This is a genomic window from Neobacillus sp. MER 74 (assembly GCF_023714155.1).
This window is the reverse complement of record NZ_JAMAUV010000007.1, coordinates 1-16,032: the sequence shown is the minus strand read 5'-3', so window position 1 is coordinate 16,032 and position 16,032 is coordinate 1. Positions and strand designations below refer to the sequence as shown.

9 protein-coding genes are annotated in these 16,032 nt (G+C 33.1%); 5 read left to right on the top strand and 4 right to left on the bottom strand.

The window, feature by feature from the left end; all coding sequences use genetic code 11:
• Positions 1-880: 880 nt before the first annotated feature.
• The 4 genes from M3610_RS13575 (at position 881) to M3610_RS13560 (ending at position 9,840) form a co-directional block, all read left to right on the top strand.
• The gene (locus tag M3610_RS13575) at positions 881-2,773 is read left to right on the top strand and encodes a site-specific integrase (protein WP_251459764.1); all 1,893 of its coding nucleotides are present in this window, start codon (positions 881-883) and stop codon (positions 2,771-2,773) included.
• Positions 2,774-2,838: 65 nt separating this feature from the next.
• Complete coding sequence (locus tag M3610_RS13570) at positions 2,839-6,342, top strand: site-specific integrase (RefSeq protein WP_251459763.1); 3,504 nt, start codon at positions 2,839-2,841, stop codon at positions 6,340-6,342.
• A 43-nt stretch (positions 6,343-6,385) separates the two neighbouring features.
• Positions 6,386-9,004, top strand: coding sequence for a site-specific integrase (locus M3610_RS13565; RefSeq protein WP_251459761.1), 2,619 nt, complete (start codon positions 6,386-6,388; stop codon positions 9,002-9,004).
• On the top strand, positions 9,001-9,840 hold the full coding sequence (locus M3610_RS13560; protein ID WP_251459759.1) for a hypothetical protein: 840 nt from the start codon (positions 9,001-9,003) through the stop codon (positions 9,838-9,840). The genes M3610_RS13565 and M3610_RS13560 overlap by 4 nt, the downstream gene beginning before the upstream one ends.
• Positions 9,841-10,457: 617 nt before the next feature.
• Here M3610_RS13560 and M3610_RS13555 read toward each other — a convergent pair.
• The 3 genes from M3610_RS13555 to M3610_RS13545 all read right to left on the bottom strand — a co-directional run bounded on the left by M3610_RS13555 (position 10,458) and on the right by M3610_RS13545 (position 14,453).
• Positions 10,458-13,313, bottom strand: coding sequence for a DUF4116 domain-containing protein (locus M3610_RS13555; protein WP_251459757.1), 2,856 nt, complete (start codon positions 13,311-13,313; stop codon positions 10,458-10,460).
• Between the two features lie 187 nt (positions 13,314-13,500).
• Positions 13,501-13,848: a short-chain dehydrogenase gene (locus tag M3610_RS13550; RefSeq protein ID WP_396953650.1), complete on the bottom strand. Its 348-nt coding sequence runs from the start codon at positions 13,846-13,848 to the stop codon at positions 13,501-13,503.
• A 134-nt stretch (positions 13,849-13,982) separates the two neighbouring features.
• Positions 13,983-14,453, bottom strand: a complete 471-nt coding sequence (locus M3610_RS13545) for a DUF4288 domain-containing protein (protein WP_251459753.1) — start codon at positions 14,451-14,453, stop codon at positions 13,983-13,985.
• 287 nt (positions 14,454-14,740) lie between these two features.
• On the opposite strand from M3610_RS13545, the gene M3610_RS13540 reads away from it, so the two are divergent.
• Positions 14,741-15,232 (top strand): hypothetical protein, encoded by a 492-nt coding sequence (locus tag M3610_RS13540; RefSeq protein ID WP_251459751.1) that lies wholly within the window; start codon positions 14,741-14,743, stop codon positions 15,230-15,232.
• Positions 15,233-15,325: 93 nt separating this feature from the next.
• Here M3610_RS13540 and M3610_RS13535 read toward each other — a convergent pair whose 3' ends face one another.
• Positions 15,326-15,781, bottom strand: a complete 456-nt coding sequence (locus M3610_RS13535; RefSeq protein ID WP_251459749.1) for a YrvL family regulatory protein — start codon at positions 15,779-15,781, stop codon at positions 15,326-15,328.
• Positions 15,782-16,032: the final 251 nt, after the last annotated feature.

Sequence of the window (16,032 nt, the reverse complement as noted above, 5' to 3'; positions counted from 1 at the left end):
CCACATTTCATTTATTTAAACCATATTCACCACCCTTTACAACAATTTTCCCTATAAATATAGGAATCTTTCTTGGAACTTTCCTTCTATAGAAATCAAAAAAAATTGGAAAACATATAGTCCTCTAAAAAAGGTCCCTTCAACTAATATTTGTATGTATTTAATTTAATTTATCCCACTTAATAAATAAAACCCACTAATTACGCTACCTATTAATATACATAATAAAGAAAACTATTGATAAAAAAGAATAAAGTACATAGATTAAATCCTTATAGATTTTAAATTCTATTTGAAAATTCAGAATCAATATGATATTATCAAATTACATACATTTTATAATTTAGTTGGATAATTATTTATTTGTTTTGGAGGAGGACGTAGCCCACAGCGGGTAGCGTTCCACAGGATTGGTAGAATCCGAGGACCTTTTAAAAACAAAATAAACAACAATTTATAGAGATTTAAAGCTAAATTAAAATAATCACCTATCCGGCTTTGTGGGTTTGCTTAATTTTCCTTATATGAGCAGTAAAGTTACTCCTACAAAGTTATATACAATATGAATGATTGATAAGAAGACACTACAAATTGTTGTAGAGGAGAAATATAAAAACGATGAAAATCGTCTTTTTTTATATCCTGAAGTAGAACGTATATTCGTTTATTATAAAAACATATGAAAAATCTATTTTTTAATACAGATTTTTCTTTTTTTAACCCCAAAAATCGAACATACGTACTAGAAGTATTAAAAATTCATATGAAAAACAAATATTAAGGAGAGATAAATATGGGGCATTATTTATCCCCTAATGAATTTGCTAAAACAATTTTAGGTTTTAACAATAAACTGATTGATTAGGAGGAACACACATTTATGAAATATTTTGATTACCGGGAGAAAGAGAACAGAAGAATCAACGGGATGTATACTGTCGAAAATGGTCATGATGAGGATAAAACATATGAAAGTGATCCTAAAGCTGTTTCTCTTGTTTTTAGTCCAAAGGGTTACCCAGTAGAGCCAGCTTTTGATTTTTTAAAAAGCTTATATGCTGACGGGTGCTCCAAGGAAAACCTAAATAGTGCTGCTCATGCTATTTGCCACTGGTACAACTTTTTGAGGTTACATGGAATGACTGGGAGGGAACCAGTTACAAAGGGAATTTTGGGGTCCTACATCAAGTACCTTTCGGTGCTTCCAAAGGACTTGCTTAACAGAATTACTATTTCCCAATGTAAATTGGAATACCTTCCCGTTCATCCTTATATAGAGGGCATTGAGGATATAGATACAGTAAATAAAATATACAAAGAGTGGTACAGTGCCCCTTATACCAAAATTAAAGCTGATGAAAAGGGAAAAGTAATACCTCTACATATATCCGAAAGTTTTAATGCCGAACTGGATGAAGCAGCTTGGAGGTATCCTTATAAGTACATCAAACACAATTTGCAACTCACGATTGACTATTTAAATTGGTTAGGAAAATCTGCAAGATGGATTCACCACTTTAAACCTATTCCAGAAGATGTCGTGCAACGTAAGGAGTTTTTTCACAAAAGAGCAAAAAAATATTATTTTGTATGGATAGGTCACCCAAATATTACTAAAATCACTAAATTAAAAGATTCACAACCAAGTACGCAAAGAGAAAGGATTTTTTACGAGAGTGAATTACGTAGTTTTTTAAAGAACTCGAAAATACTTTGTAAAAATCATCAACGTAAATTTATGATAATACTTCTTCTTTTGGCTGGAATGAGGATCTCAGAATGCCTTAATCTTCTAGCGAAAAATGTACGTGTTTCTATCCATCAAAATCAGGGCTTAGACGAACCTTTTTCTCAATATACAGTAGTTCACTGGGAAGATTTGTTTAAATTTCAAAGAGACGAATTGGAAAAAATGGATATTTATCTTGACCGTCATTTGAGTTTTTATGTCAGGGTTAAGAAAAGAAAATCTTATGAAGAAAAGAGAAGAGAAAATAAAACAGCTGGAGAACGTGACACAAGATTACGAGATGTGTATGATTTTTCGGAATTACTAGAGCTAGATTGTAAGTCAATTTTCGTTAGACCGGATGACTTCTTCAAAATGTTCCAGGGCGAAATTATTGAAAATCCCGATTTGATAAAAGACCCATTTCAAATTGTTGATGAAATAATTACTTACTATCGAAATTGTAAAGAGCAAGGCATAAACCTGTCTGACTCCAATTTTTCAATGGAACATAAAATAAAACTTCAAAAAATCAGAACATTAATTGATAATTCATGGTTCGGAAAACTATTTCGAAATTATTTGATTGAAAGACACTTATTACTGAAGGAAAAGAAGCCCAAAGGAATAAAAAAAGACTTTCTATTTGTGAACCCGGAAACAGAGAATGCCAGTCCATTTATATCCCAGACTCCATTAAAATGGCTCGATACCATCTGTAAAATTCAGGGTATTAAAAGAAACACTTTTGAACATTATAACAAAGCCCACGGACATAAGATAAAAAACGACCTTACTCTTCATTCGTTACGCCATACTTACATTTCTGCAAGGATTGGAAAAGAGATTAAAGAAGGCAAATATAACCCAGCCAACTTAAAAAAGGAAATTGGTCATACACCGAATTCCCAGGTTACGGAAACAGTTTATTATTGGGCTGACAGAAATTCAAAAAAGGAAGCAAAGACAGCATTTTACCGTTATTTGGAGAAAAATATAGATAATATTAAATTTAAGGAAGTTGATTATACCAAAAATGAATAAATTGTTTGAGTGTAACAGATTAGAGATGTATTTTTCGCGTTTAGTAAAATGTGGAGGAATTAAAAATGCGTGAAACTATCAGTGTAAAGGAAGTTGTTCCAAGACTTTTGGAAACGGGAATGATTGACAAATCACTTAAAAAGCCTGAATTAGCGGTAAAAAAACTGCTACGAAAAGGCGTTATTAAAGGTATTCCTCCCGCTTATCAAAGTGCACCCTGGAAGATCTATAAAGATTCATTAGAAGATTACATTGAACTTGAAAAAATGCGTGAAACAATCAGCATAAAGGAATCTGTTCCAAGACTTTTGGAAACTGGAATGATTGACAAATCACTTAAAAAGCCTGAAGAAGTGGTAAGAAATCTGCTGCAAAAAGGCGTTATAAAAGGTATTCCTCCCGCATTTCAGAATGCACCTTGGCAGGTCTATAAAGATTCATTAGAAGATTACATTGATTACATTGAACTTAAAAAAATGCGTGAAACACTCAGTATAAAGAAAGCTGTTTCGAGACTTTTGGAAACGGAAACGATTGACATATCACTTAAAAATCCTGATAGAACTGTAAGAAAACTGCTGCGAAAAGGCGTTATAAAAGGTATTCCTCCCACTGAAGAGACTGCACTTTGGCAGGTCTATAAAGATTCATTAGAAGATTACATTGAACTTAAAAAAATGCGTGAAACACTCAGTATAAAGGAAGCTGTTTCAAGACTTTCAGAAATGAAAATGATTAACAAATCACTTAAAAAGCCTGAAGAAGCGGTAAGAAATCTGCTGCAAAAAGGCGTTATAAAAGGTATTCCTCCCGCATATCAGAATGCACATTGGCAGGTCTATAAAGATTCATTAGAAGATTACATTGAACTTAAAAAAATGAATGCAGTTGCATTGATACCACCTGCTCAGTGGTGGTTAATAAAGAAAGAGATCACGAGTAATGATGTAGACGAAATTCTACTTCATATAAATCATATCAGGGAGAAGGATGGTTATGAAAAAATCAGCTCTGAAGGGCTTCATAAACTCTCCAATTATATTAATGAAAATTTAGTTTACCCGTTAGATGCCTTATTTGTAACAGATCAGATGGCAACACGTCTTGGTCGCTTATGTAGCAATACAACTAAAAGCCATAATGGGCAATTTGTTCGGTTAGTCGGCTTATGTCTCGCTTTAAAATTTCAAATTAAAATAGATTACTCTATTGCCATAGGAATTCTTAATAATACTTTTCACAATAAAAGATCCCTTTCGAAGTCAAATCTTGAAGAGATGAATTCTTGTTATGAAATAATGTATTGGGTAACAAAGGTGCTATATTCTTATATAACTGATGGTCATTCCTTTTTGAATGAAATGGATAGGAAGGTATTTGTCGAGAAGAGGAAATTTGCTGGTGGTACTTCAAAGGAGGGTTCAAACATTTTCTTATATCTAATCGCTATTCTGTTAGATAACGGAAAAAATGCTTGGAATGAAGTACCTGTCATTACCATAGGTCAATTAAGAAAATATTATCTCAAAACTCCAATTGTAGATAAACGTGAAAAAGCACAAATGGATTACCTCTACCGTAATAAAACAAATCTTTCTTCCATTTTTTACTGTGTTAATCCTAAAGGGGCACAGATTGATATGGAAGGTGAATCAAGTGAAAATCATAACTTTTTTTCGCCTGAAAAATTTAATGAAATTAGTGAGATGGCTGAGAACTATCGAATTTATTTAAGAATGAAAAAACTTTCAACAGTCAAATTCACCAGATTCCATTCGGTGTTAAATAAAAAACCTAAATTTATAACAAATATTAAACACTTAACTGTGGGGAATATTGAAAAATGTTGTCAAGAGTATGTTAATCATTGCAAAGAAAATAGGGTTGGAAAAAACAGTTGCCGTTCTGCAATAAGCTCATTTCTTTCTGTTTTAGCTGATATAAAACAGATTTTCGGACAAGAAAAAAGCTTAATTGGTGTTACCTATGACTTCCCTTTCGAAGAAAAGGTTTTAATAGATAATAAAACAGGGGTACCGGATCAACATACTGTATACGGACGTATAAAAGCAGAATTTACAAAGGATTTCGAAGGTGCTGCCCCCCCTTTTGTTTATGCTGAAGCTGCTGCAATTGCTAATAATGATGTCGCTACTGCTTATGATGATTATGTTGATGTTGAGCTTTCTAAGGGTCTTTCGGAAACATCAGGTACATTTAAAACAGATATAGTGTTAGCTGATAAAATTGTTCGAGCTATTTACAATTTCAAATCCAAAGAACCAATAGGATCTCATGAATATTACCATGAATACCAATATACTACTATGCTACGGATAATAGCAGACGCTGGAACTAGAAGCGATGAAGTGATAAATATGCCATATAACACCCTATCCTATCTGGATGAACACGATGTATACATTGTAATTTTAGGATTAAGCAAGTTAGGTGATAGGTTCGGTGTGGTTCCTGTAGGTAAAGAAACTGCGAAAATGATTGAGGAATGCACAAAAATGAGAAAGGAACTTTTTCCTCACTCAGAAATCTTAATGAAGATGACAGGCGATAAGGGATATATCGAAGGGGAATACATTAAACAATTTATAAACGTTGATAAAAGAACTGGAGCAATAAAGGATGTAAGTAGAAAAACTTTGATAAGACATCTTGATAAGATTTGCAAAGAATCTAGGATCACTCGACCTTCAAAAACGACATTTCACTTTTTACGCCACCGGGCAGCCGAATACTTCTTTTTTGGCATGAGTGAATATGAGTTTGAACATAGTGATGATGCAGAATACAAAATGGAAGTTATTAAACGATTACTCCGTCATCATGATATTAAAATGACAAATAAATATGCTTGGAGTGCGCTTTTAGACTTACTAGCTGATAAAAACCTAATATTCTTAAGAGATATGAAGAGCGTAAAAGATTATAATCCAGAAAATAAAGGCGATGCATGGGAAAAACAGATTCTTATAGAATCATTGGATAAGAGAATTCAAAAGGACTTAGAAACTAAGCTTTCTACGCCAGGAATTCACAGAATTCAATTACTCCTCACCTCTCCCCTTTCAATGTTGCCAGAGGAAGCATTTGAAGCAATGAACTCAACGCAAGATGTGAGTAAAATCATAGATTTCATTCGACAAGTTGATGGGGAGAAAAGCGAGGGTACGATTGCTGTTAGTGGTGCAGCCTTTGGCAGATGTGTTAATCCGACCTGTTGGAGACACAAAGAAAAAATTACATGTATTAGTTGCTTTGATCATTTAATACAAAAAAGAGACGAGCCTCGTTTACTTCGGGAAATTGTAAACTGTCATCTTAGAACTCAAGAGATATACCAAAACTATAATGATACTATGCACAAAGAACAACTTCGCAGTCTTCAAAGTCGTATTTCAATTTGTATTGAAAAAATGAACACTTGGCTTGGTTTTAGCGAACTAGAAATAGCGCAGAAAGTACAGAAGCACCTGCAAGAAACGGTAACAGAGGCTGAAATAAGTTTTAAAGCTTTTTTAAAAGAGTTAGAAATGCTGAAAGATTCCTTTTAAATTTAGTATCATTTAAAATTTGGTAGAAAGGTAGGGGTTAGCATTGGCATTAAATGCACAGGTTACGCCATTAACCCCCTTCCTTTTAAGGAAGGATAAGTTATTTACTTATGACGAAGTGGTTCGGATTAGAGAAGGATACGGTTTCAGCTCAAAGTCCCAGTCCCTAATTATAGGTTTATTTAGAACATTACTTAAATATTTTGAAACAAAAGAGATTGAGATGCCAACGCAAGCTTGGTTGTTATATGAAAATGAACAGAAGCAAGTAGATAACGACATAGATGTTTTTCGTACATTATATCCTTATGCCAGTGAATATAAAGTCTTTGAAAAGTATTTAATCATGCTCATGGCTTGTTCTCGTATTCCGATAGACAGAGATTTTATTAGTGAAGTCTATATTTATAATACAAGAGTAGGACTTGGGAAGAATTCTGGGATGATAGGAGTCTTGATGGATGAATATTATCACCGAACAAAACCTGACAGTTTTCCAAATCTATATGAACTAAAACATCAGGCAAACCGTAGGTTCATTTTTTCTTTGAATGCTTTTTATGAAGTGAATGATTTGACGGAAGAAACTCTAGTTAAGGAATTCCTAAATGCCGTATCTGGTGATACCTACAGAAAAACTGGTGCTATTAAAATTCACAACCGATATTCAAAGCCTAAATTCTTAGAATTTATAGAGAAAATATACCCTGAATTAGTAAAGACCGGAGCGATGGAACGCAAAGATAATATATATGAATTTCTCCGCTCCCTTATTTATAAGACCCCGGATGATGTGAAAACATTACGAAATTATTTGAACAACAGAAGTAAAGAACTTGACGGTTCGGAGATGCAAGTTCTTATACATCAATTCGTCGAAAGTAACATAATCACAATTAACGGTAAAGAAGAACTTCAAAAGAATATTTCTAACCTACGGTCAACCATTAAAAATTGGTGCAATCTCTCACTTGTCGCTATGGATGATGGAGTAGAAAAGATTGCAGAAATTACTGCACACCACCGAGATGTCTGGCTTAATGAAAATAAAGAAGTAGACGGTAAGAGGTTATTAATTTTCGTTCCTCCTGTTTTCAAGTTTTATAATGAAGTCATACTTGGCAAAAACAGTCCTTTTTATTACGATGTTTCAATTTTTAGTACAAAATGGAGTCCGAATATTGGTAAGGATGTGATTCATACCCCTCTCCAAGGTGCCGCCTTCGGTCAAGTTATTTCTGCACTAGCTCAAAAAATTTTAGAAACAAGAAAAGAAGGTTTTGCTAAAGGTGTAAATGAAAAAATAGTTAGTGAAAATCTCCATACGTGGGAAATTCAAAATTTTTTATATAGTTTTTTCATATATAGATTAATTTGGTTTGTACTTCTAACTGGGAGAAGACTGACAGAAATCCGTAATTTGAAATTAGCAAGGGTGAAGAATTCCCTTTCATCAGATGATTCATACGTTTATATCAAAACTGCAAAGGGAAATCATGATAAAAGGGAAGATTTTGAGAGAGGTCAAAAATGCGAAGATGGCTCTTATGAATTTGACTATGCACACATTGATATTTTTAAAGAAGTGATTAAAGCAGCAGAATTAGTATATAAAGGTACCGGGATCCCAATCAAGGACCAATACCTATTCCCTAGCACAATAAGAAATTATAGTGCCATTAGTTCTACTACGATTCGCGAATATTTTATGGATTTACAAAAAGAATTAGATATTGTGCATGGTTCTCCTATCGATTTTAAAAACAAATTAATGTACGAGAGTTCACCTGAATGGCAGAAGCAATTAGGAAAACCTTTGTTCTCACTGCATCACTTACGTCATGCTTTTATTCATACTATTCACGCTAATGCACATTTACCATTAGCACAGGTGATGATGAATTTAGGTCACCGAAATAACAAATCCATAGGTGAGTATACAAAAATTTTGGCTTCCGTATTTCAGGTATTTAAAATTTTAGAAGATCAAGGTCATGTTGGTGCCGCAAGAGAGCTTGTAAGTACCTTTTTCAATGAAATTCCTAAGGGAATTGAAGGCAGTAATGCTTACGTTGTATTAAAAAACTTCCTTGACTACCTAAACGAATTTAAAGTTGAAACCCCTCTACAAACAATCAACTCTGAAGCCAACCAATTTACGGAAGTAGATAGCGAATGTGTCACAACCATTTCTTGTGGTGATACCGGAATGGGTTGTCTTAAATGCAATGATTTCAGAGCCGGTCGAATGACCTTCATGGCTTTATTTAGTGTATCCACTATTTTTGATAAGGAGTTTAGAAATATTGATGCGTTAATTGATCAAATTAATAAACGCAAAAAAGAAATTTTAAAAGTAAATCGTAAAGGTGATAAGCGTCTGAAAACAATCGAAATGCTCTTTGTACCACTTATTGACCGGTTTAAAGGTTTTATTGAAGCCAAGCAAATAACCTTATTATCTATGGAAACTGGTTTTGGGTTAACAGAAAAAGAAGCTGATGAAATGATAAGTAAAATTTGGAAAAGAGCTAGAAAGTTAAATTTAGACGACGACATTGTAAAATACATTAAGCAATCAAGAAAAGATGGTATGTTTAGCGAAATTGATTTCACATTGTACCGTACAGCAGCTAATCGGGAGGTGTTTATGCCTCGATGAATCAAAATGAATTAAAACAAAGCAAAAAGATACAAGCTATAAAAGCAGCTATTAATGAAATGGCGAGAACCGGTGCCCTTTCATTTTCAAATAAAGAAATTGCAAACAAGACAAAAATTCTTTTTGAAAACAAAGGTGACCCAGACTATGTAGTTGATTATAGACTTCTTTCAAAACCATTTTATAAAGAGAATTTAGAAAATTGGATTAAAGAAGAAACCGGTAGAAACAACCCAAATTTAAAGGCAGCTCACAAGGAAGCTATAAAAGCAAAAAAAGAGAATGTAAAGAAAAAGTACAAGGAACTTGAAAAAGAAGCCTTTAAAGTCGTTGATATGATTCTTAGAGGCAAAATAAAGGTTGAGAAATTTACAAAAAAGTTTTTGATTGATGAAATCAACAAACTAAAGGAAAATTGCAAAAATGAGAAAGCCAAAAGGAATTATGGTTTTACAATCTTTTCGGACGAAAAATATGAGCGAATATTCCACGATGCCCATGCCAGATTGATTGGAAAAGTTTCAACTGAGAACGCTAACGAGTCCCAAAAGATTATAACGGCTGTAGAACATAGTAAACTTAAGGAAGAATTGAAACGATACAAGGTGGAAAAGAAAGCTTTAATTAAGAAAATGTTTGTAGTTGCCGAAGGTGACGAAGAATTACTTTCCGAAAATGACATCTTGTATTCCAAATTGATGTCAATCCGCTTAGACCCAGAGCTGCTGGAAAATCACTTACCTTACCTGGCAAAATTCCATAAAGGTCAAAAGGAAGTGGATGCCTATTTACTGGTAATGGACATTATTGAAAAATGTCAAAAGTCAAAACGGTAAAAACCCATTTTAAATGCACTGGAGGTTCATTCAGACGTTTTTTTATAGAATTAATTTGATGCCACCATGCTTTTAAAGTCCGTTTTTAGGTCAACTATATGCATCCTAGAAAAAGATTTGATTGTCGCATAATATATTGCTACTTTTATAACGCAAACAATAATCTCTCTACTAAAAAAGCTCTAGAATGAGCTTTCAACCGTTAAATGAAAAGTACCAGTGTATCTTGTAAGAACCAGAGAAAAAATGTTTAATATTTTATAAAATTGGTGCCCAAAAATACATAATATAAATTCCAAAAACAACAACCCCTGTGCTTCTAAGCATCAGGGGTTTCTTTTAATATTAGGGATTAGATTGTTTTGCTGTAGGTATTTTTAACATCGAAATAGATTTAGTGAATTTTTCTAACATATAACAAACCCTCCGGTTACTCATCGGAGGGTTTATCTTGGTTATCATCTTTTAGTTTTTTATCTATATTTATCAGGGGTTATATCTCATATGTTTTTTTCTATTTTTCCCAGATTCTCTACTAATGTAATAGATGGCATGGTGTTTATAGGTAATCATGCATTTATATATATTGATCTCATTCAGCTTTAACCTTTTCTATGTTAATTGCTTTTGTTTGGTTCAACGGATAACAACAAAGTGTTGTTATTATTATCAAACAAATCTTTTGCTTCATTTTTGCTTTGCAATTGAAAGTCGATAATACGATCGTTCCAAATCCTTATAACATTAACTTCTGTCAGGTACTGTAATGACCTCATTATTCTTGATGGTCTATACATATCAGTATCTGGAACATATCTTGATATTTCAATGCTTTCTGCTTTTATTTCACCTTCCAACAGCTTGACACCATCACTCTCTCCGTCTAAAAGTTTCATATAATTATCATATAAATCTTTTCTTTGAGCTAACAAAAGCTCTTTGACATTTGGATAGGTATACTTATCGACAATCGAGCTGGCAAAATATGGGGTTACGGTTCCGTCTACCGGATTCACATAAATGTGATTAAGGTAATCTATATCAACAATACATCCGTGGATTGTACCAACACCGCCAATTTTTTTAATACTATCAGATATGGATTTAAGTGCTTGATTGTAATTGCTAAATAACCCTCTGATTGCATCTGAATAATACGCCATACTCTCAAAGTAATAATTGATGTCGTTTTGTTCTAAATTATTAATCATCCCGCCATTTAATAGATATTTTTTCCCTGTGTTCTGGTTTTCAAGTATAAAACAATATACATTATTGTTTTTAAGCATATGTATAGTTCCTGCTCTATTAAAAGTTACTCTAATCTCAACGCCTTGGTTAAAGTCCAAATATTGCTCTCTCGAAATAGAATAAATTCCGTCAGGATAATACTTAAAAATATCATAAACCCTTGATAATTTAAAATGCTTTAAACCTATGCTTGTAGAATAGTATCCAATTTGATTGTCAGAATAAAAAGTTTTTTCTTCATCACAACAGTAATCATTTCGATGAGTATGTCCATTCACATATATCCAGTTACGGTTGTAATCTTCATTGGACCAGTTTTCTTTTGGCGTATGAGTTAAAATAATAACTTTATCGTTGCCTAAAACACTTTTCACTTTATTGTAAATGAATTTAAATTGGTTTGTCTGTTTGATGTCCTCATCCAAAGACATAATGGTTTGCCGATAAATTCCTTGCGTGGCGTTAAATTTTGAATTTAAGCCGGAAAACCCTAATCCACCCAGTATCACAAAAGAACTTTTCAAGCAGATATGCTTCAACTCGTCCTGATCAATGGATTGCAATTGCTTTTCTGAAATGATCGTTCCGTTTGAAAGCAGCAAATCATTTTGTAAAAAACATATGCCTAGATTTGAAAACAAATCCCGGTATTGCTGAATAATTTCATCCAATCTAAGCAAATTAGAGTGTGCAATCCCGCGTCGATTAAAATCCCATAATTCGTGATTCCCAAGCACTACTACTATTTGACGATTACTCCAAAACTTGACTAATTCTGTATAAAACAAAGTCGATATTTCAAAGTTAAAAGATATATCTCCCGCTATTAATAAGTAGTCGTCATAAGATTTGTCTGTAGCAGTATCAATCATTTTCTTTACAAGCTGTCTGATATACATTTTAACTTCCAATTCAGTTGCATTTGTTGGAAATGCTTTTAAAAGCTTATGATTGAGGTGGATATCGCTAATATAGTATATCTTGCTAGAAGTATCGTTTAATGTGGCATCTGAAATCAAATCTATATCATGAAGAACAGAGATAGCCTCTACTACCTCATTTTCTGCAGAAATCATAAGCTCTGAGTTGCGATCATAATCTTTGACGTTTTCAGCGTAATAAGAATCGTCATATAAGTGTTGTTGGACTAATACATCGCTGTTAATATAGGCACCTTCAATATTAAAATCGGCGAGATTGACCTCTTTAAAATCATAATCATGCAGATTGGCATTTTTCAGATCCGCATCTAAATGCTTATAAAAGTCAACAAATAAATCGAATTCTTTTACTTCATCTTCTTCTCTATAGCATATTTTTTCTATCGTAATAAATCTATGTGTTTCTTTATCAAAGTATTTTCTCTTAAATTCTCGTACCTGTAATTGTCTTTCCAATCTGATAATTTGATTATCGTTGTTTATACTATCTGGCAGGCGGTTTACAATCCCTCTAACACAAGAGCGGTCACTATATGATATCTCAGAAAGATCGTTGTGTTCCCTTAATATCCGGTCAAATATTTCAAGGCAATTATTTAATGTATACATACTCTCAGGCATATAAAGAAAAGCTTTCCAACTTGAGTTTATCGCCGAATTGCACAACTCCGTCGTTTTATATCTGTTCGGTACATGCTCTAAAGCCAATACATTATTATTAACAGCAGCATTACATAATACTTTACTTCTGTTTTTACTTGGCACATATTCCAAGCTCAATCCATTTTGCTCAACTGCTAATACGAATAATTCTTTTGACAGATTATTCTTCGGAACAAATTCGAGCGCTAAACCATTTTGCATAATAGCTATTTTACAAAGGCTTTCCGACTTATACTTATCAGGAACATATTCAAGGGCTTTGCCATTTTGCTTTATTGCCTCAAGATAAAGCTTTTTTGACCAGAACTCATCAGGAATATACGTGGAGTAGGCTATTATTTTTCCGTTATTTCTAACAGCTTCTATGCAAATATCATCCGTCATTATTTTTCTGGACACATATTTTATAGCTAAAGCATTTTGTTTCACAGCCTCAAGACACAAAGCTACAGATTGTAAGTTTTTAGGAATCAATTTTAATGTAAGACCATTTTGCTTAACTGCCTCTAAGCATCTTTCTGGAGTTTTTTCTACCTTGTCAATGTACCAACCATTTTCTTGAATGGCTGACATTATATCTCGTTCACTTATAGTAATAATCTCAGATGGCTTATCCATGCTATCCACCTCCACTGAAAACACAATTACCTAAACAAATAATACCATGTTTTCCTTTTTTGCTTAATTCATTTCACTGAACTTTCATTATCCCCAAGAAAAAAGACCGCCGCTGCGATCTCTATACCGGAATCCCATTTTGCACTTACGCCCACCGTTAGCTTAAGTACATTCCTTCACAAAAGGATTATATTCCAAAGTGTATCATGTATTTATTTTCTTCTATAGCCTGTAGAATTTTCGAAGCTAACTCATTAAGTTCAGCAGATTTTTTATATAATGTTGCAGATGTAACCACATCAAAGAACATTGATAAGGATTCAGGTGGAATAATTGTAATTCCCCAGTAAGCTAACCCGAACTTTGGGCGTTCAAGCGAATGAAAGTAAGTTTTCATAATAGATAAATTCTCATTTAAATCAATAATAATTTCATCATCAACAGAGATACAATTATATTTTTGTGGTTCATAACCAATATTTCTTTTCACATTTTCAGTATTATCAATTATTCCAAATTCATGAACTGGCATTATTATCGACCTCCTCATAAACATAGTATAATGCTTATTTATTGTCCTTTAGTTGAATAATAAAAACCGCCGAGATGGCATCCGGACATTTAACTCTTGCACCCGTAAGTCCAAAAAGAAACTCAACCCTAAATTGCTTAATTAGAATTTGGTCGGGCATTAAAATTCTTGTTTCGCAAATTAAAATTCTGGTCAACTTCATCTTCTTCAAGTGTTTCTGGATAGTAATGAGAAATAACAATCTCCCTAGACATATCTTTAGGAACACGTAAAAATCGAGAATATAATTCTGTACCTGATTGAAGTTTTTCATCAAACAAGTTAAAGCAATCTAACGCTTCAATAAATTTCCATTCAACCAGTTCTTCGTATGGATTTAAGTAATCAATTTCAGCTTTTTTTGCTTCCTTTTCAGCTATTACATAAGCCTGCTCAAAAGAAGATGCTTTAACAAGAATAATGCTTTCTTCAAAAGTCTTGTGTGTATTAGAGTAATTTTCATCAATTATTTCTGGAGAAGGGATTCCTGAGATGTTGCATTCATACAATACTTTTACTGCATACCATTCCCATTCCTTGGACATTTTTTTTCTCAGTCTTTTTTTCATGTTCCCCCTCCTAAGTTAAGTCATTTCTGTTTTATAAGATCTATTATATTTTAATTTTTTATTGAACTAAACACCTTAAATTCAATAAAAAAATGAACGCCGCAGCGTTCATTTGCCGGAATCCCATATGTAACTCAAGCTACCCGTTAGAGTGGAACAAGCAAAAAAGGCTGCCGGAGCAACCCAATCTTATTTAACTCTTGCACCTGTTAGTGAAAGAACAATATTTCACTAACATAAATGAATAATGGAAAAAGGGGAAAAATACTTGAAAAGGAGGTAAACAAATGAATAAATGGTTTCTTGCCCTTGCTTTCCTCTGTATTTTGGTTACTGAACCATCGTTTCAAGCTAAAGCCTTAACGTTTGATCATCTACCAACGAAACAAACAAGTAAACATTGGTCAGTCCAGATTGGAAAAGCAATAGAATCTCAGGGCTCTGTAAAACCTGAAAAAGGTAAATTTCACACATATTCTTTGAATGTTAATAACACCGGGGAAGATGTAATTTCTGTTAAAGTTAATCTGTATAGAAATGAGCCTGGTTCTAAAACGAAATATTCTCTTACTGGTTGTCCTGATGAGAAGGATTGTACTCAAAATAGCTACGAACAAGCACTTGTCTTGGCTAAACAATTAAACGAGAAGATGCCTTATGTATTTCAAAATTTCCTTTTAGCAGAAAAGGCAACAGAATTAGAAGTTGAGATTGTTTGGACTCAAAAAGAAAACCCTGGCAGACCGTTAAAAGAAACATTTGTATTTACTCAAAAATAGTTTTGACAAAAACAAGGAGATCGTTTTCTCCTTGTTTTTTCATTTTTAAACTTTTGCACTCGTTAGCTGAAGAAGAAACCAATTAAGTAATAATTACTTTTTATTTTTTTCTCTATTATCAAAAGCAATTTCAATAAAGAATAATAATAAAACGGCAATGATTTCTGTTTTCAATGGAATTATAATGCTATCCATATATTCATCCACCGTATGGAATGCTATCCAAGTAAATGTACAATCAATAACCATCCGTATTACAAATAATTTATATTTACCTGTTACATATCGGGATGACAACTTGATTAAATTTATAGAGCATAAATCCACTCCACCACCAAAAAGAAGCAGCAACAATAAAAATCCTATAAGGGAGTATGGCGATGTATATTCTACTCCAAATACATTAAAAAGACCTACAAATCCAAAGAATATACTCCCAATAACAAACGTAAATGCAATGAGAACCAGGAGAGTTATAGCTGTAATAACCAATACTTTTTCGAATAAATCCAAATCTCTAAATCGATTTTTTTTATTTTTACGATTCATTATTTAGTAACAATTCCTTTTTTATAAACTTTCAAATCAATAACATTTATCGCCCATCATTATAACATACCTTCTTTCACTAACCTGCCAGTTAGTGGACCAAGAAAAGCGACTGCTCTTATTGATACAGATAGGTAAGGGTTTGAAGTTATCGCTCCCTTTTCCCCCTGTCCACACCAGTACGTGCGATTTTCACCGCATACGGCGTTCCAACTAATCCAATTCATTCAATTCTATATGATTTGTGAAGT

What these genes read in the sequence shown, in the direction of transcription:
- M3610_RS13575 (WP_251459764.1), top strand. Translation starts at nt 881, where the DNA reads ATGAAATATTTTGATTACCGGGAGAAAGAGAACAGAAGAATCAACGGG.
- M3610_RS13570 (WP_251459763.1), top strand. Translation starts at nt 2,839, where the DNA reads ATGCGTGAAACTATCAGTGTAAAGGAAGTTGTTCCAAGACTTTTGGAA.
- M3610_RS13560 (WP_251459759.1), top strand. Translation starts at nt 9,001, where the DNA reads ATGAATCAAAATGAATTAAAACAAAGCAAAAAGATACAAGCTATAAAA.
- M3610_RS13555 (WP_251459757.1), bottom strand. Translation starts at nt 13,313, where the DNA reads ATGGATAAGCCATCTGAGATTATTACTATAAGTGAACGAGATATAATG.
- M3610_RS13545 (WP_251459753.1), bottom strand. Translation starts at nt 14,453, where the DNA reads ATGAAAAAAAGACTGAGAAAAAAAATGTCCAAGGAATGGGAATGGTAT.
- M3610_RS13540 (WP_251459751.1), top strand. Translation starts at nt 14,741, where the DNA reads ATGAATAAATGGTTTCTTGCCCTTGCTTTCCTCTGTATTTTGGTTACT.
- M3610_RS13535 (WP_251459749.1), bottom strand. Translation starts at nt 15,781, where the DNA reads ATGAATCGTAAAAATAAAAAAAATCGATTTAGAGATTTGGATTTATTC.